The 26,597-nt window shown below is 70.5% G+C and carries 17 protein-coding genes and 2 CRISPR repeat arrays (1 of these 19 cut by a window edge); of the genes, 5 read left to right on the top strand and 12 right to left on the bottom strand.

The annotated features are described in order from the left end of the window. Window positions 1–119: 119 nt before the first annotated feature. The 3 genes from FRCN3DRAFT_RS0208275 to FRCN3DRAFT_RS43300 form a co-directional block, all read right to left on the bottom strand. Window positions 120–950 carry a hypothetical protein gene (locus FRCN3DRAFT_RS0208275; RefSeq protein ID WP_232793966.1) on the bottom strand — a complete coding sequence of 277 codons (831 nt, stop codon included), beginning with the start codon at window positions 948–950 and terminating at the stop codon, window positions 120–122. Between the two features lie 473 nt (window positions 951–1,423). Next, window positions 1,424–2,434, bottom strand: a complete 1,011-nt coding sequence (locus FRCN3DRAFT_RS55970) for a pilin (protein ID WP_007512255.1) — start codon at window positions 2,432–2,434, stop codon at window positions 1,424–1,426. After that, a complete protein-coding gene (locus FRCN3DRAFT_RS43300) occupies window positions 2,431–3,156 on the bottom strand; it encodes a hypothetical protein (protein WP_007512256.1) in 726 nt (241 codons plus the stop codon). Before FRCN3DRAFT_RS43300 ends, FRCN3DRAFT_RS55970 begins: the two co-directional genes overlap by 4 nt. Window positions 3,157–3,505: 349 nt before the next feature. Between FRCN3DRAFT_RS43300 and FRCN3DRAFT_RS0208260 the strand changes: the two genes are divergently transcribed. From FRCN3DRAFT_RS0208260 to FRCN3DRAFT_RS43290, 5 genes are all read left to right on the top strand, one after another. Further along, the gene (locus FRCN3DRAFT_RS0208260; RefSeq protein ID WP_007512258.1) at window positions 3,506–4,105 is read left to right on the top strand and encodes a hypothetical protein; all 600 of its coding nucleotides are present in this window, start codon (window positions 3,506–3,508) and stop codon (window positions 4,103–4,105) included. Further along, entirely contained in the window at window positions 4,098–5,021 is a 924-nt protein-coding gene (locus tag FRCN3DRAFT_RS0208255; RefSeq protein WP_007512260.1) for a TRM11 family SAM-dependent methyltransferase, read from the top strand. Before FRCN3DRAFT_RS0208260 ends, FRCN3DRAFT_RS0208255 begins: the two co-directional genes overlap by 8 nt. A 310-nt stretch (window positions 5,022–5,331) precedes the next feature. Continuing rightward, window positions 5,332–5,553, top strand: coding sequence for a helix-turn-helix domain-containing protein (locus FRCN3DRAFT_RS43295; protein ID WP_007512262.1), 222 nt, complete (start codon window positions 5,332–5,334; stop codon window positions 5,551–5,553). 103 nt (window positions 5,554–5,656) lie between these two features. Beyond that, on the top strand, window positions 5,657–7,117 hold the full coding sequence (locus FRCN3DRAFT_RS0208245) for a site-specific integrase (RefSeq protein WP_007512263.1): 1,461 nt from the start codon (window positions 5,657–5,659) through the stop codon (window positions 7,115–7,117). Window positions 7,118–7,382: 265 nt separating this feature from the next. Continuing rightward, window positions 7,383–7,634 (top strand): hypothetical protein, encoded by a 252-nt coding sequence (locus FRCN3DRAFT_RS43290; protein ID WP_007512265.1) that lies wholly within the window; start codon window positions 7,383–7,385, stop codon window positions 7,632–7,634. Between the two features lie 536 nt (window positions 7,635–8,170). Further along, window positions 8,171–14,175: direct repeats of the CRISPR family, unit length 28 nt; unit sequence GGAAGATCCCCGCGCGTGCGGGGACGAC. 18 nt (window positions 14,176–14,193) lie between these two features. On the opposite strand, the gene cas2e is transcribed toward FRCN3DRAFT_RS43290, so the two are convergent. From cas2e to FRCN3DRAFT_RS0208195, 9 genes are all read right to left on the bottom strand, one after another. Beyond that, window positions 14,194–14,472 (bottom strand): type I-E CRISPR-associated endoribonuclease Cas2e, encoded by a 279-nt coding sequence (gene cas2e / locus FRCN3DRAFT_RS0208235; protein WP_007512281.1) that lies wholly within the window; start codon window positions 14,470–14,472, stop codon window positions 14,194–14,196. Next, a complete protein-coding gene (cas1e, locus tag FRCN3DRAFT_RS0208230) occupies window positions 14,469–15,461 on the bottom strand; it encodes a type I-E CRISPR-associated endonuclease Cas1e (protein ID WP_007512283.1) in 993 nt (330 codons plus the stop codon). The genes cas2e and cas1e overlap by 4 nt, the downstream gene beginning before the upstream one ends. Before the next feature lies 1 nt (window position 15,462). Continuing rightward, on the bottom strand, window positions 15,463–16,221 hold the full coding sequence (gene cas6e / locus FRCN3DRAFT_RS0208225; protein ID WP_007512284.1) for a type I-E CRISPR-associated protein Cas6/Cse3/CasE: 759 nt from the start codon (window positions 16,219–16,221) through the stop codon (window positions 15,463–15,465). 3 nt (window positions 16,222–16,224) lie between these two features. After that, the gene (gene cas5e / locus FRCN3DRAFT_RS0208220) at window positions 16,225–17,076 is read right to left on the bottom strand and encodes a type I-E CRISPR-associated protein Cas5/CasD (protein WP_007512286.1); all 852 of its coding nucleotides are present in this window, start codon (window positions 17,074–17,076) and stop codon (window positions 16,225–16,227) included. After that, on the bottom strand, window positions 17,073–18,212 hold the full coding sequence (cas7e, locus tag FRCN3DRAFT_RS0208215) for a type I-E CRISPR-associated protein Cas7/Cse4/CasC (protein WP_007512287.1): 1,140 nt from the start codon (window positions 18,210–18,212) through the stop codon (window positions 17,073–17,075). The genes cas5e and cas7e overlap by 4 nt, the downstream gene beginning before the upstream one ends. 131 nt (window positions 18,213–18,343) lie before the next feature. Further along, window positions 18,344–18,922 (bottom strand): type I-E CRISPR-associated protein Cse2/CasB, encoded by a 579-nt coding sequence (gene casB, locus FRCN3DRAFT_RS43285; RefSeq protein ID WP_007512289.1) that lies wholly within the window; start codon window positions 18,920–18,922, stop codon window positions 18,344–18,346. 20 nt (window positions 18,923–18,942) lie between these two features. After that, entirely contained in the window at window positions 18,943–20,637 is a 1,695-nt protein-coding gene (gene casA, locus FRCN3DRAFT_RS0208205) for a type I-E CRISPR-associated protein Cse1/CasA (protein WP_007512291.1), read from the bottom strand. 86 nt (window positions 20,638–20,723) lie between these two features. After that, entirely contained in the window at window positions 20,724–20,912 is a 189-nt protein-coding gene (locus FRCN3DRAFT_RS0208200) for a hypothetical protein (RefSeq protein ID WP_131803575.1), read from the bottom strand. A 384-nt stretch (window positions 20,913–21,296) separates the two neighbouring features. Further along, window positions 21,297–24,185, bottom strand: a complete 2,889-nt coding sequence (locus FRCN3DRAFT_RS0208195) for a CRISPR-associated helicase/endonuclease Cas3 (protein WP_007512293.1) — start codon at window positions 24,183–24,185, stop codon at window positions 21,297–21,299. Window positions 24,186–24,476: 291 nt separating this feature from the next. After that, window positions 24,477–26,597: direct repeats of the CRISPR family, unit length 28 nt; unit sequence GGAAGATCCCCGCGCGGGCGGGGACGAC (it continues 2,192 nt past the right edge of the window).

The following is a 26,597-nucleotide window of genomic DNA, read 5'->3' as shown; positions in this document are numbered from 1 at the left end:
GAAAGGAAACGAGATCGGCGACGCGGGACCGCGAGGCGGACCCACAGACGGTGAATGCGGAACCGGGGCGGCGAGATACGCCGTCAGGCAGCACCGAAGAGCGGCCGCCTGGCTTGGTGTCAGGCGACGGCGGCCATGGCCCGGCGGATCGTGCGGTACTGGACCATGGTCAGGACCGCGGAGCGGCCTCCGCCGGTGGAGCGCAGCACGAGTTGGAGCACCCAGCCCTGCAGGCGTACGGCCACGTAGAACAGCGCCACCGCGACCAGGGTGTTCAACAACCCGTCGGTACTCGGCAGCCATGTCGGCCGGCCGTCGGCCGACAGCAGGACCCGGGTGCCGAGCAGGAGCAGCATCGACTGGCCGATCTGGATCGCCAGGCAGCCCCCGAACATCCGCCACCACAACGCGGCCAGGCCCTCGGTCCACGGCAGGCCGTGCCAGATCAGCATCAACGGCCCGCCGACCGCCAACCCCATCATCACGATCATCCGGATGATCCAGCCGACGATCAGCGCCACCGCCAACGCGAGCACGCCGAACTCCAGTAAGACCAGGTAGATCGGGACGAACGCGCCGACGGCCAGGTTCGTGGTGAGCATGGTGGTGACTCCGTCGGCGGTGACCTGCTGGCCGACGATCGCCCGGGTCAGCGCGTTGGCCAAAGTGGTGCCCTGACTCATCGCCAGCAGGCTCAGATGGGCCACGCCGAAGCCGATCGCCATCCGGGGCGCGAACTCCCGGGCCATCGCCCGGCCATGGACCAGGTCCTCCCCCATCACCGCGACCCCGCCCACGGTCAGCACGAGCAGGAACAGGCTGTCCGCTATGACCAGGCTGGCGCCCCACAGCTCGCGGATCCGGTCCTGCCCGGTCACGTCCGGCGTGGACAACACCGTCTGGCCCATCAGGTGCAGCACTGGCTGCGCGGCGTCCTGCGCGACCCCCACCAGCCACCTGTTGACCGCATCACCGACCAGGCCGGCCACGTCACCGGCCCCCGGCAGCCAGCCGAAAAGGCGATCGAGAAAGCCGCCACCCCCCGATCCCGGCTTCGGCGACGGGCCCGGCTCGGTCGATGTCGGCGTCTGCGGGACCTGCGGCTCCGGCTCGCTACCCGGCACGGCCGGCGCAGGCGGGGCCGGCGCGGGCGTCGGCGCCCCCGAAGGCGAGGGCGAGGGTGCTGGCGTCGAGGTGGGCGCCGTGACCGCGCCCGCCGGCACCGAACCCACCACCCCGATGATCACCATGGTTAGTGCTGCGACGAGCAGAGCCAGCCGGGCCCAGCGGCGCCGGTCGCGCCTCCGCCCGCTGCGCCACCTATCCCGGATGAACTGCGCCAACCGTGTTGGGACCGTGCCCATCGCGCCTGCGGCGGTCGGCACCGGGGCACGGGCGGGGCGGGGAAGCCGGGCGGTGCGCATCAGCCACCGACCACGGAGCGCAGCGCCGCCAGGATCAGTGGTGCCAAAATCGCCAGCCCGTAGCCGACCGCGGCGTTACGAAACGCCCGCTTCGCCGCGTCGATCTCGCCCGGATCGCCGTTCGCGGTCGAATACCGCACCCCGCCGATCGTGAAGAACAACGTCGCGATCGCCGCGAGGAACCCCATCAGCCAGTTCCGCAGGTTCGTGATCACCTGGTGCAGGTCCGTGTCCCGTGGCGCCGGAGCCGGAGCCGGAGGCGGCGGTGGCGGTGGCGGGGCCACCGCCGACGCCCAGGCCAGATCCGTGAAGATGACCCAGAACTCGACCGCCGAGACCACCAGCAGCGCCACCACCGCGATCAGGCCGCGGATCCGCCACGCCCGCCGCGACAAGGGCTCGCCGTCCCACGGCGCGGGGCCCGAACCCGCCGCCGCGATCAGCACCGTGCACGCCGCCAACGCGGCGGCGACCAGCGGGCGGCCCGCGACCAGCCACCACAACGCCACCCCCGGCCGATCCGCCGCCTGCTCGACCCCGATCACCATCCACACCCCACCGACCAGGCCGATCACCACGCCGAACCAGCCACCGGCCAGCCACCACCCCGCCAGCCGACGACCGAACCTGCGCAGCAGCCCCATCACCGCGCCGTTCGTGGGATGGAGATCCGCCGGGTCGGCGAGCTGCGGGGCGGGGGCTGCTTCCCTGGCGATGGGGATGAGCCGGGGCCAGGTGCTGTCCGACGAATCAGCCTCGAACTCGCCGGGTCCCGGGCCGCCCTGAACGCCACCCTCGGCTGGTCGGGGGCCATGCGCGGCCGGTAGGCCCTCCAACCTGGCCGGCAGCTGATCACCGAGGCGGCCGGCCGATCCGGCCTCGATCTCGCCCCCCGACCCCAGCGGCGGCGCCGGTAGCGCTCCTCCCGCATCGTGCGACCGAGGATGCGCGTTCTCCTGCGATCGCCGGTCCCTGTCCTCGCCCGGATCCCGCCCGGTCGGCGCGCTCATCGGAGCAGGCCCTTCGGGGCGAACCGGCCCTCGATGATCGCCTGGGCGAGCCGGCTCTCGGCCTTGGCCCGCCATACCGCCAACTCCTCAGCCGCATCTGGGTCCACCCCGGCCAGCGACCGGCCCTCCAGCCGGGTCTCGACGAGCAGCCGCTGCTCCACCTCGGTCACAAGCCCCGCCCGCTGCGCCTGGTCGAGGACCCGGCGCGGCCCGGGCCACCACGGCGACGGCGGGATCGCCGCCACCACCGGCAGCCACACCCCAAATCCCAGCTGCGCGGCGTCCTGGGCGGCCAGGGCCAGCCCGGCCCGCAGCCCCGCCCACAGCAGGGGCGCCTCCCGGGTCGGTAGCGACGTCCGGCGGGCCTGGGCGACGAACCCGGTCAGTACCTCACCCTCCGTATCCGCCCGCTCGACGGCGGGAGTGGTCAGTACGGCCGCGATATGCCGCAGCGGCGCGACCGCGAGCCCGGCCGCGCCGATCAGCCACGCCGGCTCGTCCCGCTCGGAAAGCACCGCGTTCCAGACCGCGTCGCGCGCCCGGACGGGCAGCGCGGGCTGGGAGAGAAGCACCCGCAGCTCGCGTAGGCCCACCTGCCGCTGCGGCAGGGCGGCGTGCACCGCCCGGCCGTCCAGCGACAATCCCGGTGGCGTCTCGGTCAGGCAAAGGAACGACTTCTCGGCGGTATCCAACGCTGAGCTGTCACCGGTCTCCGTCGTCATCACACAACGTCCCATCCGTGTGGGGAACACTGACGGGACCCAGAAAGCCACACCCCATCTGAAGGTGATCTCAACCCACAGCCGAATCTGTCGGGACCAGCGGTTTCAGGCAGCACACGTCGCGACTTTCAGATCACATTCAGATGACCTTCAGATCACGGCCGGACTGCACCATTTCATCGGCGCAAAGGGCGGAGGTGGCGGTTCAGATCACCTTCAGACAGCCCGTGCTGCAATACGCGGTGCATGCACCCAGGCGGCGCCTGCGCACGCCCACCCTTTCCTGTCGTTCGGATTCGGGTTCGCGACGCTCGGCGTTCCGCCGCCCCTCTTGGGAGCGTTGTTCCCCTTGCCAGCACAGCACTGGGCCGAGCTCGGCGACCCCGCCCGTCTCGTGCCCCTCACCGTCTGGACCACCCCCACCCCCACCCAGCCCGGGCTGTTGCCGCCGGCGGCGGCGGCCAGAGCTATCGCGACCTTCACCAGTTCCGAGGACCTCGTCCTCACCGTCGGCGGGCCTGCCGGGCTCGCCGACGCCGCGAGCTATCTGCAGCGCCGCCACCATGCCCTCGACACCGCGGAGACGACCTCCCGGACCGGGTGGAGCGGCCCGGCAGGGCTGGTCATCGACCACCCGACCCCGACCCCGACCGCGCCGACGACGCTCCTGCCACGGTTCGTCGGCCTCGCCGCACAGCTGCGGCCCGGCGGGTTCCTGCTCACCGTCCACCCACCGGCCAGCGGGCCGCTCGACCCACTCGCCGCGACGATCGCCGCCGCCCGGGCAGCCGGGCTGCGCTACCTACAGCACATCGTCGCCCTCACCACCCCGATCAGCAGCGGCGCGCTCACACCCCCGCCCGCCAGCCGCACCACCGCCGGTCAGTTCCTCACGGCCGTTCATGTCGACCTTGCGGTCTTCACCACCCCGGGAGGCCACCGTGCCTGAGCCAATCGTGCCCTCACCGCTGACGGTCTGGCCCGTCTCCCAGCACCATCCCCGCGTCCAGCGCAAGGACCGGTACACCCCCGCGTCCACCGCCCACCCGGCGAAGATGCTGCCCGCGCTCGCCGCCCGGCTCATCGCCACGTTCACCCGGCCGGGCGACCTGGTCCTCGACCCGATGTGCGGCATCGGCACCACGTTGGTCGAGGCCATCCACCTCGGCCGCCACGGCCTCGGCATCGAATACGAACCCCGCTGGGCAACTGTCGCCCGCGCCAACATCACCCACGCGGCAAGCCAAGGCGCCACCGGAACCGCCACCGTGCTCACCGGCGACGCCCGCGACCTATCCACTCTCGCCACCCAGTTTCCCGCCGTACACGGCCGACCCGCCACGGGAAACATCGCACTGGTACTCACCAGCCCGCCATACGGGAAAGCCACCCACGGGCAGGTCGACGCCCACCGCGACAACGGCGTCCACAAACGCGACTACCACTACGGCCAGCCCCGCCGCGGAAACCTCGCCCACAGCGACCTACCCGAACTGCTCACCGGATTCAGCACCATTCTCACCGCCACCGCCGCCCTCCTACGCCCCGACGGACTCGTCGCCGTCACCGTGCGCCCCTACCGCCACGACGGCGAACTCATCGACCTCCCCGGCGCCATCACCGAACGGGCACCCGCCAGCGGACTGGTACGCGCCGGCCGCGCCGAAGCCCTCCTCGCCGGCCTCCGCGACACCGGACTCGTGCCCCGCACCACCTTCTTCGCGCTGCACAACGCCCGCACCGCCTGGCAGACCGGACGGCCTCTACACGTCTTGGCGCACGAGGACGTCCTCCTCCTAACGCTCGCTCCTCGGCCCGACGGGCGGGCCGAGGAGTCCTTCGACCGCCGGCCGGATCCTGTCTGAACCGCCGCTGGCCTGGACATTCAGATAGCAGCCCGGCCGTATCGCTATCTGAAGGTCATCTGAATGAGGTTGCACCCACAACCATATTCAGATCACTTTCAGATCATCTTCAGGCAGGCGGCCTCCGCGCCAGCCCGGCGGCGGCCACGTCCCTGGGGCGCGTGGGCCGGCCTGGCCGGCCCACGCCGCCCGGCGCGCCCCGGGCACGACCGCGCCCTGGCGCGGGTTGGGCCGCCCGCGTCCCAGCGACCCCCTGGCACGGCCCGACCCTGCGCCGGCCGTGCGTCCCCGCTCGCAGGTATGGAGCGCCATGAAGCCCTGGACGGTCGCCGACATCCGCGCCCTCGGCGTCACCACCGACCTCGTCACCGCCGGCGAAATCCTCGGCATCGGCCGCAGCAAAAGCTACGAACTCGCCCGCCGAAACGAATTCCCCGTCCCGATGCTGCGCATCGCCGGCCGCTACCGAATCCTGACCGCCAACCTCATCACCTTCCTGCACATCGACGAGAAGACCGACCCGACCGCTTGACAGCAAAAACGCGGCGAGCGTAAATCGGCGCCGGAAACACCAATTACCCGCCCGATTTTCCGACCGGCGGGAAACACCTTCACACCTAGAAATGGTGAGACGTATGGATGGGACTATTTACAAGCGGTGCGGCTGCCGCGACGCGGGCGGCCGCCAGCTCGGCAACCGGTGCCCGAAGCTACGCCGCAAGGGCGGCGCCTGGCGCTCGGACCACGGGGCCTGGGTCTACCAGGTCGACCTGCCCCCGTCGGCTGACGGCCGCCGCCAGCTCGCCCGCCGGGGCGGCCTGACCAGCCAGACCGCAGCCGAAGCCGAGATCGGCCGCATCCGTGACCTGATCGCCGTCGCGGATGCCGACGACACCGCCACCCGGCTGCGGATCGCCGACCTCATCCTGGAAACCCTGCGCGCGAACCAGCCGCTGCCGGAGGTGGAGGACATCCGGCGCCGCTACCAGCGGCGCGCGGACCTCAACCCGACGATCACCGTCGCCGACTGGCTCGCCACCTGGCTGTCCGGCCGCCGCAAGATCGGCACCTCGACGGCCGCTGGGTATGCGGCGAACATCCGCCTGCACCTGAACCCCGCGATCGGCCACCTACGTCTGGACCGGCTCACCGTCGCCCACCTCGACGACATGTTCGACGCCATCGACACCCGCAACGACACCATCGGACGCATCCGCGCCACCGGCACCCCCGAGCAGAAGAAGGAACTCGCCGGACGGCGGATCATCGGGGCGGCGTCCAAGCAGCGGATCCGCGCCACCCTGCGCGCCGCGCTCAACCACGCGATCCGCGTCGGCCTGCTCACCCACAACCCCGCCTCCTACGTCGAACTGCCCTCCGGGAAACGACCCAAGGCGTTGCTGTGGACCGACGAACGGGTCACCCGCTGGCAGACCACCGGCGACATCCCGTCGCCGGTCATGGTCTGGACGCCCACCCAGATCGGAACGTTCCTCGACCACGCCGACACCGACGACCTATACGCCCTGTTCCACCTCATCGCCCACCGGGGCCTGCGGCGCGGTGAGGGATGCGGCCTGCACTGGGCCGACCTCGACCTGGCCCACGCCTCCCTGACCGTGCGCTGGCAGATCGTCCAGGAAGGCCCCGCCACCCACCTCCGCAAACCCAAGTCCGACGCGGGCGACCGGCAAATCCCCCTGGACGCCGGCACCGTCCGCGCGCTACGCGAGCACCGCACCCACCAGAACGCCCGCCGCCTCGAAGCCGGACCCAGCTGGCCCGACACCGGCCTCGTCTTCGTCGACGACACCGGCACATCCCTCAACCCCGACCACGTCTCCGACCGCTTCCGCGCGCTGCAGGCCGAAGCCGGGCTGCCACCGATCCGGCTCCACGACCTCCGACACGCCGCCGCCACCCTCGCACTCGCCGCCGGAGCCGACCTGAAGACCGTCCAGGAACTGCTCGGCCACTCCTCGATCACCATCACCGCCGACACCTACACCCACGTCCTGCCCGAACTCGCCCGCGAAATCGCCGAAAACGTCGCCCGCCTCATCCCCCGCACCCCACGACCCGGCCAAGCGTCCTAACCTCCCAGCCGGCCCGGCCCGCCCCGTACCAGCGCCCGGTCCCGCACGGGCGGCGACACGGCCCACCACCACACACGGCCGGACCCGGCGTACAAACGGAAAACACCCGGCCGGCCCGATATTTGACAGACTCGAAAAAGACCCGCCGGAAAGAGTTTCGTTCAATTTCCGAAGGACGCTTGACCGCGAAATAGACGGTGTTTACCGTACGAACACCCGGCCTATCGGCCGGACAAAGAACCCACACCCTTGAAGGGGTTTTTCCATGCCCACGGAAAGGCTGGTCGTGATAGTCACGGCCAAAGACGAGGACAATCCCGAACCCGCAACCGTCGACTACTACCCCGACGGCTGCCCCGAACCCAACCCCGACACCCCCGACGACTACGACCAGCCGCACCAGACAACCGTCTGCCCCGCCTGCCTCGACGAATGGAAAACCGGCTACCACCTCAGCCAGCGGGCGCTGTACGCCAGCCCCGACCCCGTCGGCACACCACCAACACCGACAAGCTGAACCACCCGCCACCGGGGCCGCCACAGCCCCGGGGGCGGGGTGGGACAACCCGCCAATGAGGCACCCACCGGGGCGCGGCCCGACACCGGGCCGCGCCCCGGCCCCGCTTCCACACCCGCACCCCGACGGCCAACACCCGGCGGATGCCTACCGTGCCACCCAATCGGTAGGACCCCGAGGCCGGCGTTACCCACGCCCGCGACGGGGCCGCCACGGCCCTCAGCCGCCCCGGACACCCCCGAACACCCACCACCCGCACCGTGCCCCCGCGAGACGGGTCTCGGCCGCGAGTCCATACCGGCACCCATCCCCCTCGATGCCACCCGGGCTGGGCGTAGGTGTCGACTACAGGCCCGTCACGTTGTCAATTGCGACTTAACCTTCAGACACGACCCGTTTACTGTCACTAAATGAACACTTAAGGTTACCAGACTTGCTGTCCGGTGATGCGCCTCCGGCGCCCGCCATAGGTTCCCCTGACGATCTTCCATTTCCGAGTGGACCTTCCACTTGCCGGCAATTGGAAGCCGCCGCCGGGAAGATCCCCGCGCGTGCGGGGACGACGCGATGTAGACGTACGCCCGCAGGTAGACCGTGGGAAGATCCCCGCGCGTGCGGGGACGACTGGTATTCCTCCCCGACCCAGTGGTCTGGGAGGGGAAGATCCCCGCGCGTGCGGGGACGACTAGGGGACGACGCCGAGCGTCTTCGCGTAGGCGGGAAGATCCCCGCGCGTGCGGGGACGACGCGCGTATGAGCCCTGCGGTGTCCACAGCGGCCGGGAGATCCCCGCGCGTGCGGGGACGACACCTGCCCGCCCGCGCCGCCGGCCCTGACGGTGGGAAGATCGCCGCGCGTGCGGGGACGACCAGGACGACCTGACAACGATGCCCCCGGGCGAGGGAAGATCCCCGCGCGTGCGGGGACGACGCCTGGTACGAGCCGATCCAGATCTCGGTCTGGGGAAGATCCCCGCGCGTGCGGGGACGACCGAGCTGGAGCCGATGGACGACGACCTGCTCGGGGAAGATCCCCGCGCGTGCGGGGACGACCCGTTCGGGTAGGGCGCGGGAGCGGCGGACTCGGGAAGATCCCCGCGCGTGCGGGGACGACCCTGGAGGACGGTGGCTACGACTACACGCTGCTGGAAGATCCCCGCGCGTGCGGGGACGACCGCTCACCAAGTCACCTCGGCGCCGTCAAGAAGAGAAGATCCCCGCGCGTGCGGGGACGACATCTCCAGCGTGATGTCTTCGGTCCCGCCGCGCGGAAGATCCCCGCGCGTGCGGGGACGACACAGTTCAGGAGCTGGCCCTGCGGCGGCCCTACGGAAGATCCCCGCGCGTGCGGGGACGACGTCACCCGGGACGCGGCCGGCAGGCAGGAGCTCGGAAGATCCCCGCGCGTGCGGGGACGACGAGATGCTTGACAGCCCGCGCGGCCCGGATGACGGAAGATCCCCGCGCGTGCGGGGACGACGTCGGCCAGCTACCCGGGGGCCACTCGATCCCGGGAAGATCCCCGCGCGTGCGGGGACGACCCAGATCGGAACCAACCACAACGACGTCAAGCAGGAAGATCCCCGCGCGTGCGGGGACGACAACGACCCCGCGTCGTGGGCCCGCGCCGTGCAGGGAAGATCCCCGCGCGTGCGGGGACGACTTCGTCCCGCGATCGCCCCGCGGGTCCGACGGCGGAAGATCCCCGCGCGTGCGGGGACGACTGCAGGAACTCCGCTGCGACCTGGTTGACCGACGGAAGATCCCCGCGCGTGCGGGGACGACGCGCCGGTATCCAGGATCAGCGCGTGGACGACCGGAAGATCCCCGCGCGTGCGGGGACGACGTGTGGGGGCGTTTTCCGTTACCCCGTAGGGGAGGAAGATCCCCGCGCGTGCGGGGACGACGTGATCGGCGCTCACCAGCTCGCGCTGTCGCTGGGAAGATCCCCGCGCGTGCGGGGACGACGCCGTGTTCGCCGCGTTCGGCGCCGCGCTGAACGGAAGATCCCCGCGCGTGCGGGGACGACGACAGCCAGCGCGACGATCGCGAGCACGATCAGGGAAGATCCCCGCGCGTGCGGGGACGACGCCGTCGCCACCGCCTGCGCCGCGGCCCAGATGGGAAGATCCCCGCGCGTGCGGGGACGACCTATGGGAAGCCGGCATGATCGACCCGGCCACGGGAAGATCCCCGCGCGTGCGGGGACGACATCGTGGTGCGCCCCTCGCGGTGCGGTACGGCGGGAAGATCCCCGCGCGTGCGGGGACGACAGCATCCACAGCCTGTGGACGACGGTGTGGCACGGAAGATCCCCGCGCGTGCGGGGACGACGTCTCTACGTCCGCGGCGTGCGCCGCATCGTCGGGAAGATCCCCGCGCGTGCGGGGACGACCAGGCTCTCGCCGTGCAGCGCGCCGCGCTGGCCGGAAGAGCCCCGCGCGTGCGGGGACGACAAGACAGACTCGCCAAGACGCGTGGCGTGCCGCGGAAGATCCCCGCGCGTGCGGGGACGACGTTGACGACCGTGGCGAGACCGGCTGGAAGTCGGGAAGATCCCCGCGCGTGCGGGGACGACTGCGTCTCGGTGGCCGTCGTCGACTCCGGCGAGGGAAGATCCCCGCGCGTGCGGGGACGACCATCTGCTGATCTACACGCTGGGTGGGAACGACGGAAGATCCCCGCGCGTGCGGGGACGACCCCCGGCCGTCCCGACGCGTGGGCACGTACCGCGGAAGATCCCCGCGCGTGCGGGGACGACGCGCTCGACATGCTCGGCGGTGACCGTGTCCAAGGAAGATCCCCGCGCGTGCGGGGACGACGATCCGGTCGGGGGAGTCGCGCCCGTGCTGTCAGGAAGATCCCCGCGCGTGCGGGGACGACTGAGTCCGGCGCTCCGGTCGGGTGCCGTTCGGGGGAAGATCCCCGCGCGTGCGGGGACGACAGGGCCAGCGGCAGGGAGATAGACCCGGAGGACGGAAGATCCCCGCGCGTGCGGGGACGACGCCTCGCCCCAGCCGTCGCCGTCATCGACCGTGGGAAGATCCCCGCGCGTGCGGGGACGACGCCTCGCCCCAGCCGTCGCCGTCATCGACCGTGGGAAGATCCCCGCGCGTGCGGGGACGACGCCTCGCCCCAGCCGTCGCCGTCATCGACCGTGGGAAGATCCCCGCGCGTGCGGGGACGACCCCTTCTGGGTTTCGACCCTCGCCGTGTTGGTCGGAAGATCCCCGCGCGTGCGGGGACGACATCCGCTCCCGCAGTCGGTACCGGCGGTCGACCGGAAGATCCCCGCGCGTGCGGGGACGACAACGGCATCGCCACGTTTAGCCCGCTCGCGATGGGAAGATCCCCGCGCGTGCGGGGACGACGCGGCGACCGAATGCCGGATCGTCTGTTTCGCGGGAAGATCCCCGCGCGTGCGGGGACGACCCTGACACCTAGGTAAGAATGAATTCGATGGAGGGAAGATCCCCGCGCGTGCGGGGACGACCTGCGCGGCGCGGTCCATCGCGTCGCGCGCCCGGGAAGATCCCCGCGCGTGCGGGGACGACATCCTGCGAGCCCTGCCGCCAGGGCCCGCGTGGGGAAGATCCCCGCGCGTGCGGGGACGACCGGATCGCTGACGCGGATCGTCCCAAGATCGACGGAAGATCCCCGCGCGTGCGGGGACGACGTCATCATCGCGCAGAGGCCGGATATCCCGTCGGGAAGATCCCCGCGCGTGCGGGGACGACCATGGCGGCCACCTCGGCGGCGGCGCGGGTCCGGGAAGATCCCCGCGCGTGCGGGGACGACTCCACCACGGGAGCTGGACCTCCCGCCAGTCGGGGAAGATCCCCGCGCGTGCGGGGACGACTCCGTCCGCGCCTGCCGCACGTCGCCGTCGCCGGGAAGATCCCCGCGCGTGCGGGGACGACTCCACCACGGGAGCTGGACCTCCCGCCAGTCGGGGAAGATCCCCGCGCGTGCGGGGACGACTCCGTCCGCGCCTGCCGCACGTCGCCGTCGCCGGGAAGATCCCCGCGCGTGCGGGGACGACCCCGACCGCACGACGGCCGAGTACGTCACGGCGGGAAGATCCCCGCGCGTGCGGGGACGACTCCGGCGCCGTCGTGCGCGTGCCGTAGACGTGGGGAAGATCCCCGCGCGTGCGGGGACGACTATGGCGAGATCACCATGTAGCCGGCGGTGCCCGGAAGATCCCCGCGCGTGCGGGGACGACGTGCCCGATCCGGCGCCGCCGCCGGTGCTGACGGGAAGATCCCCGCGCGTGCGGGGACGACATAGGTGGGGTTGGTGGGGCGGGCGCGCTGGGAGGAAGATCCCCGCGCGTGCGGGGACGACGTCGACATCGGCGTGGTGACGATGTCGAACTCGGGAAGATCCCCGCGCGTGCGGGGACGACTTCTTCACGTCGATCTATCCGAACGTCGGCTACGGAAGATCCCCGCGCGTGCGGGGACGACCACAGCACGACCGCCGGCAGGGGCTCGCCCGTCGGAAGATCCCCGCGCGTGCGGGGACGACCTCTGCCTGGTCACGTGGGACCGTACCCGCGAAGGAAGATCCCCGCGCGTGCGGGGACGACGTGCGCGCCCGTTCCGACCCGTCGATAGTCGGGGGAAGATCCCCGCGCGTGCGGGGACGACCGCCGCGCCGTCGACCCCGGTGAGGTCCACATCGGAAGATCCCCGCGCGTGCGGGGACGACCCCACCTGGGCCAATGCAACGCCTGCGACGAGCGGAAGATCCCCGCGCGTGCGGGGACGACCGGGTCCCACGTCGCGATGTGGGAAGCGATCCGGGAAGATCCCCGCGCGTGCGGGGACGACTGCCGCTACGACGTCGAGTCAGTGATGGGCTCGGGAAGATCCCCGCGCGTGCGGGGACGACGTCGCCGAGCGGGACGCCGAGGGCGTCGGCGACGGAAGATCCCCGCGCGTGCGGGGACGACCGCGTGAACGGGGTGACCTGACATGCCGATCCCGGAAGATCCCCGCGCGTGCGGGGACGACCGGCCCCCGCCGCGACGCCGGAGCGATCACCACGGAAGATCCCCGCGCGTGCGGGGACGACCTGCCGGATACCTTCATGAACGGTGAGGTGGGTGGAAGATCCCCGCGCGTGCGGGGACGACTCCCCGGGCGGCCTCGAGGGCGATGCGCTGGGCGGAAGATCCCCGCGCGTGCGGGGACGACTCGTTCGCGGAGAGCATCGCGGCGCGCAAGGGGGGAAGATCCCCGCGCGTGCGGGGACGACAGCAGGTTGCCGGCCGGGCCAGGCCAGATGAAGGAAGATCCCCGCGCGTGCGGGGACGACGTCATACCGCTGGCCAGCGCTGCGGCGCGCAACGGAAGATCCCCGCGCGTGCGGGGACGACATCCGCGTTATCAAGGTCCTGGTCGGGTTCGGAGGAAGATCCCCGCGCGTGCGGGGACGACTAGTCCTCGGTCACCGCAACAGTAGCAACGGCAGGAAGATCCCCGCGCGTGCGGGGACGACTACTTCACTCCGCTGCCGCTGGATATCGGAGAGGGAAGATCCCCGCGCGTGCGGGGACGACCCAGCCCGGACCGGCACCCGCGTGAACAGGATCGGAAGATCCCCGCGCGTGCGGGGACGACCGCGCGGGACACGCCGCGCGCCCGGCCTCGCCGGGAAGATCCCCGCGCGTGCGGGGACGACCTTTGCCTGGTCGATTGGGACCGGACGCGAGAAGGAAGATCCCCGCGCGTGCGGGGACGACGCTTTCGGGGTCGCCCGTCCGGCTGGATATCCGGGAAGATCCCCGCGCGTGCGGGGACGACACCCCGCACGACCGGGCGTTTTTCAGCGCAACGGGAAGATCCCCGCGCGTGCGGGGACGACCTAGCCGCTCGATTGCGTCCGATTACCAGAGACGGAAGATCCCCGCGCGTGCGGGGACGACCTCGTCCGCAAGCCGGTAGGTGATCTGTTGCACGGAAGATCCCCGCGCGTGCGGGGACGACGAATGGCGCCGGTCTAAGCGGCACCCGGACTACGGAAGATCCCCGCGCGTGCGGGGACGACTCCGCCAGGATGACCTTCACTGTGAGTTCCGGCGGAAGATCCCCGCGCGTGCGGGGACGACTGGACGGGCAGGCGCTGCTCGCAGGTGTCGATCGGAAGATCCCCGCGCGTGCGGGGACGACGCCGTGGCCGTGGCCGGCCGGCGCGCGGACGGGGGAAGATCCCCGCGCGTGCGGGGACGACATCACCGGCACGGTGGTCGACCGCCCGCTGTGGGGAAGATCCCCGCGCGTGCGGGGACGACCTGACTGCGCTGCGTAACGCCATCAGCGCTGCGGGAAGATCCCCGCGCGTGCGGGGACGACTCCGCGTCGGCGGTCATCGTGAAGAAGTCGGGGGGAAGATCCCCGCGCGTGCGGGGACGACCCGATGTTGCTGGGCAGCCTCATCACGACGGCGGGAAGATCCCCGCGCGTGCGGGGACGACCGTTTGCGTTCACATACGACGTGACGAAGATCCGGAAGATCCCCGCGCGTGCGGGGACGACGCTTGCTGAGCTGGGGTTTTAGTGGCGGGGGCGGGCGAACAGTATTAGTCCGTCGTAGTCGATGGGTTCGCCGCGGTCGCGGCCGGCGGTGCGGACTGCCCATTTCTGTTCGTTGTTCGCTGGTTCGATCATGATGGCTTGGCCGTCTCCTACTCGGTCGGCGAGGAGGGCCCAGAGGCGGTCGCGGACGCGAGCGCTGGGGTTGCCGACGAAGACGCCGGCGGCGACTTCGATCATCCAGCGGGTGAGGTGGCCGCGGAGTCCTTGGGCAGTGGCGATGAGGACGACGACGGTCACCAGGGTGGTGGCTGTTCGTCGAGGTCGGGTCCGGTGACGCCGACGATGGTGTTCTCGGCGGGGAGGTCCGCGAGGTCGGCTGCCCAGTTGACGCCGCCGGCTACGGCGCCGTCGAACTCGTCCCAGAGGTGGAGCGAGTCCTGGTCTGGAAAGTCGGCTTCGTCGCCGAGGAGCAGGGTCTTGATGTCGCGGATGATGCGGGCCATCAGGTGACCGTCGGCGACTCGGTCGCGGAAGGCGGTGCGGATGGCGCGTTCGTCGGTCTGGCCTCGGGCGGCGAGGTCGAACGCGAGCGGGATGGTGTATTCGGCTTTGTAGAGGTCGGCGATGTCGAGGACGAAGGAGGTGGCGCCGCCGGTGTGGACGAAGCCGAGGGCTGGGCTGGCGCCGATGCCGACGATCGCGGCGTGGCAGATGCCGTAGAGGCAGCTGTGCCCGGCTGAGAGCAGCCGGTTGATGTCGTCGCCGGCGGCGAACGGCTCGCCGGGTTTGTAGTCGCGGCGGGTCCAGTCGACGCCCGTGCGTTTCGCATGCTCGCGGTAGATCTTTTTGACGCGGGCGCCTTCTCTGCCGCGTAGTTGCTGCATGGTGGCGTCGCTGACGTCGTCGTCGGGGAAGCGCATCCCGTACATGTGCCGTGCGACGGCGAGGCGTTCTTTGGTGCGGGTGACGAGGTAGGCCTGGCGCATGAGCAGGCCGGCGCCGCGGCTGGGGCCGAGGCCTGCGGCATACATCCGTACCCCTCGCTCCCCGACCCAGCACACGGCGGTCCCGGAGTCGGCGAGGAGGCGCACGGCGCCGCTGGTGATGCGGGTGCCGGGGCCGAGCAAGAGGGTGGCGACGAACGCCGCCGGGACGCGGACCGTGCGTTCCTTGTTCACGAGAACGACGGCGTTGTCGGCCCGGTCGACGTGGCATTTCTCGACGTAGAGGCTCGAGATCCGGTCCTCGATGCGGTGCAGATCCTGCGGGTCGGACAGCCACCACATGTCAGCCGCCTCCGGCGAGCGGCGCGAGGGTGAGCAGGCCGCAGCCGTAGGCTTTGCCGGCACCGACGCCGGCGAGCAGTGTCCGGCGGGCCAGCTCGGAGTCGGTGATGCGAACGGCGCCGTCGAACGTCGCGGTGTTCAGGACGACCCGGCGGGTCTGGGCGTCCGCGTCATGGCCGTTCTTGAAGAAGATGAGCCGGTCGCGTGCGGACAGCTGGACCATAGGGATCGTGCCGTCCCCGCCGTCCGGGGTCGTGAGCAGGGTGAAGCCCCAGCGGTCGAGGCGGCTGGTGAGCCAGTCGAGCTGGTGGGCCGCGGTGCGGTGCGCGACGCGTACGCCACGGGGCCGGGGGGCGGCCAGGCGTTCCTTCTGCCTGGCCGTTGGACTCGCGGGGTTGCGGGTCGCGGAGACCGGATTGGCGCGTAGGCGGAAGCCGAACTCGCGGCCGGCCTGGATGCGGTCGAGTAGCGGCTGATAATCACGAACGAGAGCCTGGGGGTCCTCGGCGTTGGTCCAGCCGGCCTGTTCGATGACGTGATCCCAGGACGGGCGGGAGTCGGTGAGCACGAGCAGCTCGGCTCGGTGGTTACGTGGATCGGCGCGGTCGATCGGGGTGTCGAGCCGCCAGAGGACGCGTTCGGTGACGGGGTGGCGGGCGATGGAGCCGAGGACGGCCGCGTGCATCGCCTCGGGACTGCGGATCAGTTTCTGGGCGCCCTGGCGCAGCGGGTGGAGCCAGACTCGGGACAGGTAGGGCATCGGTCACCATCCGAGAAGAGCGAAGGGGTCGTGGCTGCCCGCGCCGCCACCGTCACCGGCCGGCCCGTAGGGCGGCGAGGACGAGAGGTGGACCCAGTCCTGGCGGACGCGGCGGCTGGTGAACGACCGGGACAGCGGGTCGAAGGTGCTGGGAAGGTCCATCCGGACGTCGTCACCCCTGGGGTCATCGAGAGTGACGGGCAGGGCGATGCCATTCGGCCGGGCAGGGCGACGGTCGGACTTCTCCTTGTGGCTGGGGGTGGCCTGCCAGGGCACCTCGCGCAGGACCTCGTCAACCGCGCCGGGCCATGTCACCGCGTCAGGCTTCTCGCGGCGGTTGGGAGGCAGGAGAAGCGGCTGGGTGGGTGGGCAGGCACGGCGGCCGAGGGCGAGCGGGAAGGCAGGGTTGCGCAGCGCGTCGGCAAGGGCGGCCAACAATGGATCGGGCGCGCCGACGGCAGCGACGAAAACGGCGTCCTGCAGGTAGAACCGTTCGGTGACCCCCGTGTATTTCGCGGGGGATGTGGGCTTCTGGACGTGCTTGCCGGTCACCGCCGCCGACGGCAGCGGGCGGCCGCGATAGTCGCTGACGGTGTGGTAGTCGCGCAGCAGCGTGCCAGGCTGATCGGTGCGTACTCCGAGGACGAGGCCGAGAAGGTCCTCGATCGAGTCGGTGCGCCGCCGGCCCTGGGCAGCGGCGAGCAGGCCTATCAGGCCACTCTTGGTTGGTTCGGTGCCGGTGTCGCGGCGGTTGTACATGCTGGGCCCGGCCCAGGACTGCATCGGGCCGGCGAGGCGCAGCACCAGGCAGGAGCGGGGGGCGTCCACCGAGGCCGTCGACGATGAGGCGTTCACTGGGCGGCGTTCTTCAGCTGTTCGCGGGCGGCCGTGACGATCGTCGAGACCAGCGTGGTGAACGGGACCGCCGGGCCGAAGGCGGTGGTCAGTGTTTTCGCGTCCTGCTGGTCGTCCGGGGCGCGGTAGGTGGCGGCGGTGAGGGTCGGGGTGAGGCCCCACAGCTGGCCGACGTCGGTCATCTCCTTCGCGAGGCGCCGGGCGGACTCGTCGAGGACGCCCTGGCCGCGGACGGGCTTCTCGAAAGCGGAGACGAGGTTGACTGGCTGGTCTGCGCGGACCGCGACCGCGAGCAGGTTGGGGGGCGTGCGGTGCGCGAACGAGTTCTGATGCCCGGTCGGCATCGACGTCGCGAACGCGCTGAGGAAGACCTGCAGCGCCTCGACGGTCGCTTCCACGTCGCCCGCGAGGTTGTCGGCAAGTTGGTGCAGGCCGACGGTCGCGAACCGGTAGAGCGTCGCGGACTGGAACTCGACTGTACCGATCATCCCGGCGCCGGTCTCCTCCTTCGGGTTCTCGTCGTCCACGGCCGTGTAGTAGTCGAACTCGACATCCGCGGCGTGCGTCGACAGGGCGTGCGCGACCTGGGTGGCGGCGTCGACGTTCAGCGCGGGGATTTCCGCGACCATCCGGCCGAACAGCGCCACGTCGATCGGGTGACCACTGCCGAGGATCTTCCTGACCGGTAGGCCCTTGACCTCGGCGGCGAGGCTGGTGTCGTCGAATGCTGCGAGGCGCTCGGCGTCGTTCTCGACCAGGTCGACGAGCCGTTCGAGCTGCGGGCGGCCGAAGAACAGCAGGTAGGCGGTCTCGGTTGCCTTCTTGCCCGGTTTGATGCCGAGGGCCCCGGTCAGGACGCTGGTTGCAAGCCGGGTGCTCGCGTCCTGGTCGAGGCCGCAGCGGGCAGCGATCCGCTTCGCGTAAAGTTCGGAGATTTTCTTGGTGCGGGTCGCGAGCTGGGCCTCATCGACCTGATCGGCGAACGCGGTCCGCGTCGCGCGCTTCCACGCCTGGGAGGAGACGCGGGCACGCTTCGTCCCGCCGTAGACCGCCTGCTTCGGCGTTCCGGCGTCGTCACGGTTCAGGTTTGAGGGCGGGACGGTCTGCAGGATGTGAACGTCGATGTAGCAGCGCATAGGAGTGGCTCTCTTTCTTGTCCCGAAACAGGAAAAAGGTACGCGAGAACAGGGTGGGGTGGTTGTTCAAGACGGCGTGGGCGTCGCGCCGACGACGGGTGAAACGCCGAGAGAGTCCGGCGGTTGTGTGGTTAGATGGCCTTCTCTGTCTGGTCGCGTCCGGTGAAGTAGTCCCTGCCCCAGCGGCGGCGGACGGTGCTGATCTGCTCGGGGACCTGCCAGGCGACCAGGTCCTGGAACAGGCGGGTGTAGTCAAGGCCTTGCGGTATTCCCCGCAGCTGGCGGACCAGGCCACGGAGGTGGTATGAGGCCTCGTCCAGGGAGGTGGCGGTCGCCGCCGCGTTGAACCGCCGATCGACCGCGTCCACGCTGAACGTGCCGCTTTGGCGCAGCCTCAACAGCGCCCTGCCCAGGCCGACGCCAGGTCGGTGCATCGAATCTGAGATCGACTGCTGGTGAACGGCGTACAGGGTCAGCGCGGTGTGCTCTGCCTGGAGTTTTTCGGAGGCCCGGCCCGTTGCGGTGAGCATGCGGTAGAAGCCCCACATTTCCGGGACACTGCCCGCTTCCCGGCCCACCCCGCGGCGCAGCGCCGCCAGATCGGCGCCACTCCGTGGGTTGGCGCGGTTCGGACGTTCCCAGAAGAAGTCAGGCTGGGGTGGTTCCGCCTGCGCTGACGTCGGGGCCGGGGCGACGGACTCAGTGGTCATGGTGGTCTCCGGGATCGGGGTCAGAGTGCTGGCGCGGCGGCGGGTGCCGGAGCTGGGCTGGCGGATGCCTGGGCCGGGCCGGCGGGCGCTTGGGGCAGGCCAAGAATGTTGGTGAGGGACCGGGTGAACGACATCTCCGCGGTCGCGAGCCGCGGACCATACTGCTTGTCGGGATCGCGGCCCAGGAAAGCGCCAGGAGGGGCGTCTGAGAGCGCCGGTTCGGCGACTTCCCAGGCGAGTCGGCGGGCCGTGATCGTCCAGGCTTTCAACGCGTCGCGTGTCTTGTCAGGGTTGCGCGCGAGCCCGGTAAGCAGTCGGCGCACTGCCGGGGTGAGAGCGTGGACCAGCACGTCGCCGAGCCGTTGGCTCTTGTCCCAGGGCACCTTGGCGCCGCCGGCGGCAGCTCGCAGATCGTTGCCGAGCTGGTTCGCCGCGATCCTTAGTTGCTCGGCCTGGTCTGCGATGGTCAGGACGGTCTCCCGGACCTCCGAGACTCCGACCAGCGCGACCACAGGCAACGGGATCTCGTCGACCATGACGTCCTCGACGACGGCGGACTGGTTGCCGTACCGCACCCCGACGGTCAGTACCCGCAAGGGCAGGTTCTCTGGGACGAGGTCGTACACCTGCAGTCCCGCCAACTGCGTCAGCAACGCCGGTGCCGAGATGCCTTCCTTTGTCTGCACATTGGTCGCGAGCAACGCTTCCAACCCACGCCAGGCCGCACGCCCCGGCTGGTGTCGCACGGGCCGCAAGGGCGGCTCATCGGCTTTCGGCTTCTCCACCTGCTTCCAGGCCGTGTGTGGTTCCAAATCGTGGACCGCGCCGCGCAGACGATCACCCGCGGTGAGAACGACCTGGCGCACGACGAGCTCGCCCCCCTCGCTCACCTGCTCGGGGATGAGGCGGATCCGCCGGGACTGCCAGGTCAGCAGATCCAGAACGCCCTTCGCGGAACGTTCGAACCATGTGTCATCAGCGGGACTCTCCGCGTCCCACTGTGGTCGGTCATCAGACCCACGCGGCCGGATCTGCGCGTTGAGCATCAGGGTATGGAAGAGTTTCGCTCCCAGCGGGACCACCACCCCGAGCTGCCCGACCGGACCTGTCGGGTTGCCGGTCGTTTTCCCTGCCGATGCTCGCGGGTCGTTGGCCGCGCCGGACTTGATCGCTGCCGTGTCCCAACAATGCGCGGCCAGCAGTGCACGCGCTGCGGCCCCTGCCGACAGCGCCGGCGGGTTGTCCTCAGTGCGCGCGCTGAACAGCGGGACATTGTTGCCGGTGGCCAGCCGCGGTATCAGCAGAGACACTGGCTTCGTCTCGTCCTTCGCCGTCCGCAGTCCTGCTACCTGTGCGAACGGCTGCGTGTCGTCGAACAGGTCAAACCTGGCCCTGCGGTCCTCCAGATATTTGATGATCGGTCCGCTGTTGAACTCTCCGACGTGCCACCGTGCGGACCACTGCTCGTTGTCCACCGGCGCACCGAACGCATCCAGAACGATCGGCAGAAGAATCTGCCGGAAGACCGCGACTGCCTCGAGTGGATCGTCGAGGGCGAGCCCATCGAACTTGTGTGCTTCCACCAGCGCCGAGCGGATGCCGACCTCTACCCGGCGTCCTTCCCGAACCAGCGGTATCCAATGCTCATCAATGAGACTGAACGTGACCATCGCACCCCCGTCTTTCGCCGGCCCGACCTCGTCGTCGAGCACCACCTGATGTCTACTCGCCACCACCGACAGTTCTGCTCTTCAGCAAGGACCGTCGTTGCTTCTAAGCGACGTCCATCTCGTTCGTTGGCTCACGGCTCGCTCCCATCGTGTGCCTGGCCACGTCGTTCGCGGCGATGGTCGAGCCATCGCAGCCATAAGATCCGGCGATCTTTGGAGTCCTGCGGCGCCACCGCCTCGATAAAGCGGACGATTACGAAGGCGCTGGCGACGATGGCGATCACCGTTGGCGACGACTGTGTCGCGACCACGGCGGTCAACGCCGGCGCCCCGAGCACACTCGAGGAGCGCCTGTGCGTTCGCCTCGGAGGGTTCGCGTCCGGGATCCGTGTCCGTCGCGCGTGCTCATCGCCTGAGAGCTGCGATGCACTGAGATCTGGACGCACTATGCCCCCGGCTACGTAGCGTGACAAGTCGGCGTCACTCTACATGAACGGCCAATTAGGCTCTCTTACAGAGGCGACTCTCTCGACGATCAGTCGATCTGAGATACCGTGGCATGGTCCCAGCCCATCGCCGGGGTCATCCGTAGGCGCTCTTCGAGCACCGACACGGGCGTAAGCCGTCCCCGCCACAGCGGGGTTCAAGGAACCAGCCAACGCCACCTCAGCCCAAATCAGCGTCGAGGCAGCGCAGCCAGGCGGTCATCGGCCCGTCACTCGGAGGCCGAGGTCCTGGCGGTAGCTGAGGTGGTGGCCGCCGAGAACCGCGGTGAACTCGCCAGATGCCGGATCGGGGTCGACGGCCAGGGCTCGGCTGTGCCGGAGCCAGGGGTCGTGGTGGTTGTCGCGGTCGCGGCGGGTGCCCCACGCGTCCAGTGGCCTCAGCGCCAGCGCGGCAGCGGTGAGCTTCGGTCGTGTGGACGGGAGGCGGATCGTCGCGCCGACGACCTCCTCCAGGACGGCGTCGTCATGGGTCGGGACCTCGCCGTGCTGGCCGAGCCAGGTGCCGCCGAGAGTGCGGTAGCCGCCGCCTTGGGCGGGGCAGACGAGCACGACCTCGACGGACTCGTCGCCGTCGCGGACGACGGCGGCGACTCTTTCGTCAGTCGTGAGTGGGGCGGTCGACCGTTCGTGCAGGCCATCAAGCGTAGGCCGGCCGAGATCATGCTTGCCGGCGAGCAGAAACGCGCTGGCGTTCTCCCTACGCGTGCTCTCCTTGTCGTTCCGCTCGGCCTCGGCGGCGGAGATCGCATCGGCCCATTCGGGCGGGCAGATGGCGTCGTCGCTGTAACCGGTGGCGACGAGGCGCGGAACGTCGGCGGGTACCGACCAGCCGCTCGCGCTCGCGGCCTGGCGAACCAGCGCGGCGGAGCGGAGCAGGAGATGGTTGCCGTAGACGTGCTGGCTCCCTCTGGGAAAGGTCGGCGGTCGGTCGTTCGGGTCGAGTCGCAGGCCGCTGACGAGGACCCGGGGGCGTCGCAGCCGGGTGGGCCGGTCGCTCGCTGGCCGTTCGTGCCGGTGGAGTCGGCCGATGCGCTGGAGCAGCAGGTCGATCGGGGCCAGGTCGGTGACGAGAAGGTCGACATCGACATCGAACGACTGCTCGGCGACCTGGGTCGCGACGACGACGAGCCGGCGCGGCCTGGCGGCAGCTCCCTGGCGGCCAGGCCGCCCGAGCTGGTCGACAATCGTCTCTGTGCGCCGGGCGCGTTCCGTGGCGACGAACCTGGAATGCAGCAGCACCAGATTGTCGCCCAGCGCAGGCCGAAGCTCCTCGTAGATGTCCTGCGCACGGGCGACGGTGTTGCAGACGACAAGGACGCAGCCGAGCGGCTCACCGGCCACGTCGTCTCGACCGATTTCCGCGAGAACGGCCTCGGCCACGGTTCGGGGTGCGAAGTCCTCGGTCTCGTCGAGCACGTCGACCGTTACTGTTTCCGACGCCCGCCACGGCGGGTCGGACCTGACCGCAACGTTCAGCTCCCCGTCGATGGCGCAGACCGTCGTCGTACTCGGATAGCCAGACGGCTCGGGCAGGTCGCTGAGATCAATCTCGGGTTGCCGCAGTGCGCCCTGCATGTACGCGACTACCAGCGCCCGGCGAAGGGCGGGCGGCAGCGTCGCGGACAACAGGACGACCGGAACGCCGGCGTCGGCGAGCCAGCGCAGCGCCTCGAACAGGAACTGCGCCATGTAGACGTCGTAGGCGTGCACCTCGTCAAGCACGACGACCCTGCCAGCCAGGCCCGCATGCCGCAGCATCACGTGCTTGGTCCTGGTAGCGGCATGCAGCAGCTGATCGACCGTGCCGACGGTCACCGGCGCAAGCAACCCTCTTTTCCCGCCGAAGAACCAGTCCGCCGCTGCCACCCCGTCATGCGCGGTCCTGTCCGGAGCCACAGAAACGCTGCCTCCAGTAGAGCCGTACGAGTCGTCCATCCCGTAGCTGTCCTGCTCGTCGGCGACGCCCGCGAAGCTGACATGGTCGCGCAGCGCCGCCCACTCCTTGTTGAACCGCGCCCGGCCATGCAACAGCCCGATCGGCACCTCGGGATCGACCGAGGCCAGCCACTCCCGAACCCGGCTGAACATCGGATCGGAGGTCGCCTGCGTCGGCATGCCAACAAACAGCCCGTCCGCGCCGAACCGCCGCGCAAGAACCTCGGCCGCGGCCAACGCCGCCTCCGTCTTCCCCTCGCCCATCGGCGCTTCCAGGATCAGCAACCCCGGGCCGGGCATCTCCTGCGCGAGCTGGACAGCCGTGGCCTGCGCCGGCCGGGTCGCTGGAACCCTGAACCGGCGCTCGACCAGCTCGGCGGTCGCGCACGGTACCAACGACGCCGAACGCCAGCCGCCGCGCAACCCGAGCTTCCCCCACGCGCAAGCGGCCCGCTCCCGGGCACTGTCGAGGGAGATGTCCGCGAGATCCGACAGGCCGCGGAAATTCTTCTCGTCGCTGGCGATCCAGTCCGCCATGATGATCAGACCTGACACGGCGAGCTGGCCGCCTCGGCGCGGCGTCCCCAACTCTGCGAATGCGCCGACCTCAAGACCAAGGCCGGTCGCGACCTGGTCGACGAAGCCGTCCTGAACCTGCCGCCAAACATCCCCCTCGCCGTGCAAACGACGCTGTACCTGCAACGCGGCACCCGCAGTGGGGATGACGCCGTGATGCCCCGCGATGAGCGGCCATACCCACTTCTTCGCCGAGGAAGACCACCCGGCGGTCCCGAACCGGCTCCAGACGATCGAAGCGCCCGCCTTGGTGTGATGCCAACGCGCCGAGTCATTCCGGCTCAACGGCCCCCAGGTGAGACCCGCCTGCTGAACCTGCGCGGCGAGCCGCTCGTCTTTCGACTGAAACGCCGGCGATGCCTTCCCCACGTCATGCAGCCCGCACAGCAAAGCGAACAACGAGCGGCCCCGCCCGTCGCTGGCACCGTCAAGATGCTCCTTGACAGCCGGAGCAAGGAACCGGTCCCAGATGAGCTCACCGACCGCAGCAGTGTCGAACAGATGCCCCAGCAGAAGGTGCGGCGACCCCTGCGCGTCCGACTTTCCCCACACCACGCCCAAGGCTGACTCGAGCATCACGTCCCCCGTATCGACGTTGTCGCACACATCAAACCATCAACGGCGCACAACCCTGGCAGTGGGCGTCCTGATAGGTCCACGCCGGGGCGAGGGGTAAGACTCTGGAGAAGATCCCCGCGCGTGCGGGGACGACGAGACCACGACCGACAACGAGACCGCCCTCGCGGGAAGATCCTCGCGCGTGCGGGGACGACCACGGCGCGCCGCTCGTCACCCGGATCCAGCCTGGAAGATCCCCGCGTGCGCGGGGACGACAGACTTCGTCGCGACGGAGTCCAGGACGACTGAGGAAGATCTCCGCGTGTGCGGGGACGACACCAAGACGATCACCGTCACCGGCGACACGACGGGAACATCCTCGCGCGTGCGGGGACGACCGTCGGTGGGTGCGGATCGACACTGGTCAGCGGGGAAGATCCCCGCGTGTGCGGGGACGACCTAAACGAATGGGGTGCCCAGGGTTGGGACGTGGGAAGATCCCCGCGCGTGCGGGGACGACCCCTTGGGGTCGAGCTGGGCGTTCTGGTCGTCGGGAAGATCCTCGCGCGTGCGGGGACGACCGGCGACCGGCGCCGGATCGGCTCGGCTCGGCTCGGCTCGGCCATGGTGAAAGATCCCCGCGCGTGCGGGGACGACCGCGACGTCGAATGGCTGGACCCGATGCCCGAGGGAAGATCCCCGCGCGGGCGGGGACGACCGCGGCCCCGCTCACAGTGATCACGTGACGCGGGGAAGATCCCCGCGCGGGCGGGGACGACCTGCAGCGCGGTCAGCAGCGTCGCGCCGACCGTGGAAGATCCCCGCGCGGGCGGGGACGACGTGTACCACCTGGTGCCGGGCAAGATCACGCGGGGAAGATCCCCGCGCGGGCGGGGACGACTGCCTTGACCTCGTCCGCGCTCAGCCCGATCGAGGAAGATCCCCGCGCGGGCGGGGACGACATCTTCGGGAGCATCGTGCTGCCGAGGTTCTCCGGAAGATCCCCGCGCGGGCGGGGACGACTCCGGCGCCGGCGTGCGCACGCCGTAGACGTGGGGAAGATCCCCGCGCGGGCGGGGACGACGTGATCGGTGCGCGATGAAGCATCTCCGATCGCGGAAGATCCCCGCGCGGGCGGGGACGACCTCGACTACGGCGGCAATCGGATCCTGGAGGTGGGAAGATCCCCGCGCGGGCGGGGACGACGTCATCAAGAGCAACGTGCTGTTCCGCCAGTACGGAAGATCCCCGCGCGGGCGGGGACGACGTTGTAGACACCGCCGGTGGTGAGTTCAAGCCGGGAAGATCCCCGCGCGGGCGGGGACGACACGAGACCAGATGGCGTTAAGTTCCCGGTCAAGGGAAGATCCCCGCGCGGGCGGGGACGACTGGTAGAAGGTCACCGGCGTCGACTGCCGCAGGGGAAGATCCCCGCGCGGGCGGGGACGACCGCCACACGTCCCGAAGTCGGGTGACCAGGGTGGGAAGATCCCCGCGCGGGCGGGGACGACTTGGCGGGAACTCCGAGGGAGGCTCCGCTGTAGGGAAGATCCCCGCGCGGGCGGGGACGACCGGGTTGGGATCGCCCCAGGGGCCGGCTCGGAGGGAAGATCCCCGCGCGGGCGGGGACGACCCCTCGACGTCGCGGAGCAGGTAACCGGCACGGGGAAGATCCCCGCGCGGGCGGGGACGACTCCGGAGTCGCGGATGGCGGCCAGGTCCCGGGGGGAAGATCCCCGCGCGGGCGGGGACGACGCCGGGTTCGGCTCATCCCGTTCGACCACGTGGGGAAGATCCCCGCGCGGGCGGGGACGACCTCGGCCCGCCTTCCCGCACTTCCGGCAGGTGAGGAAGATCCCCGCGCGGGCGGGGACGACCGTACGTCAGCCGGACGCGCGTGGGGTCCGCGAGGAAGATCCCCGCGCGGGCGGGGACGACGTCTTGCGTTCTTTACGTCGCATCGCAGCGTAGGGAAGATCCCCGCGCGGGCGGGGACGACCCGACACCGCCGCCCCACGCCATGTAGGTGCCGGGAAGATCCCCGCGCGGGCGGGGACGACTGACCGGCGAACTGGGCACCCACCCCGAGCGCGGGAAGATCCCCGCGCGGGCGGGGACGACATGTGCTGCCGCTGCCGCTCCGCCTCGATGAGGGGAAGATCCCCGCGCGGGCGGGGACGACTGAAGCAAAAAGAGATCAAGGCGCGCGCCCTGCGGAAGATCCCCGCGCGGGCGGGGACGACACGCCACTGTGGCCGATCCAGCGGCACCACGGCGGAAGATCCCCGCGCGGGCGGGGACGACTCCAGGAGCCCGCCGGCCACCAGGCGGCCCATCGGAAGATCCCCGCGCGGGCGGGGACGACTGCCTGCACAGCTCCCTGCTGCGGCATCGTGCCGGAAGATCCCCGCGCGGGCGGGGACGACGAAC

The sequence above is a fragment of the Pseudofrankia saprophytica genome, assembly GCF_000235425.2.
Lineage (GTDB): Bacteria > Actinomycetota > Actinomycetes > Frankiales > Frankiaceae > Pseudofrankia > Pseudofrankia saprophytica.
Note: the sequence above shows the minus strand (reverse complement) of the source record. Positions and strands in the feature narration are given on the sequence as shown.

Coding starts and splice junctions, on each gene's coding strand:
- FRCN3DRAFT_RS0208195 (WP_007512293.1), bottom strand. CDS start 24,185: ATGCTCGAGTCAGCCTTGGGCGTGGTGTGGGGAAAGTCGGACGCGCAG.
- FRCN3DRAFT_RS55970 (WP_007512255.1), bottom strand. CDS start 2,434: ATGAGCGCGCCGACCGGGCGGGATCCGGGCGAGGACAGGGACCGGCGA.
- casB (WP_007512289.1), bottom strand. CDS start 18,922: ATGACCACTGAGTCCGTCGCCCCGGCCCCGACGTCAGCGCAGGCGGAA.
- cas6e (WP_007512284.1), bottom strand. CDS start 16,221: ATGCCCTACCTGTCCCGAGTCTGGCTCCACCCGCTGCGCCAGGGCGCC.
- FRCN3DRAFT_RS0208245 (WP_007512263.1), top strand. CDS start 5,657: ATGGATGGGACTATTTACAAGCGGTGCGGCTGCCGCGACGCGGGCGGC.
- FRCN3DRAFT_RS43295 (WP_007512262.1), top strand. CDS start 5,332: ATGAAGCCCTGGACGGTCGCCGACATCCGCGCCCTCGGCGTCACCACC.
- cas7e (WP_007512287.1), bottom strand. CDS start 18,212: ATGCGCTGCTACATCGACGTTCACATCCTGCAGACCGTCCCGCCCTCA.
- FRCN3DRAFT_RS43290 (WP_007512265.1), top strand. CDS start 7,383: ATGCCCACGGAAAGGCTGGTCGTGATAGTCACGGCCAAAGACGAGGAC.
- cas1e (WP_007512283.1), bottom strand. CDS start 15,461: ATGTGGTGGCTGTCCGACCCGCAGGATCTGCACCGCATCGAGGACCGG.
- FRCN3DRAFT_RS43300 (WP_007512256.1), bottom strand. CDS start 3,156: ATGACGACGGAGACCGGTGACAGCTCAGCGTTGGATACCGCCGAGAAG.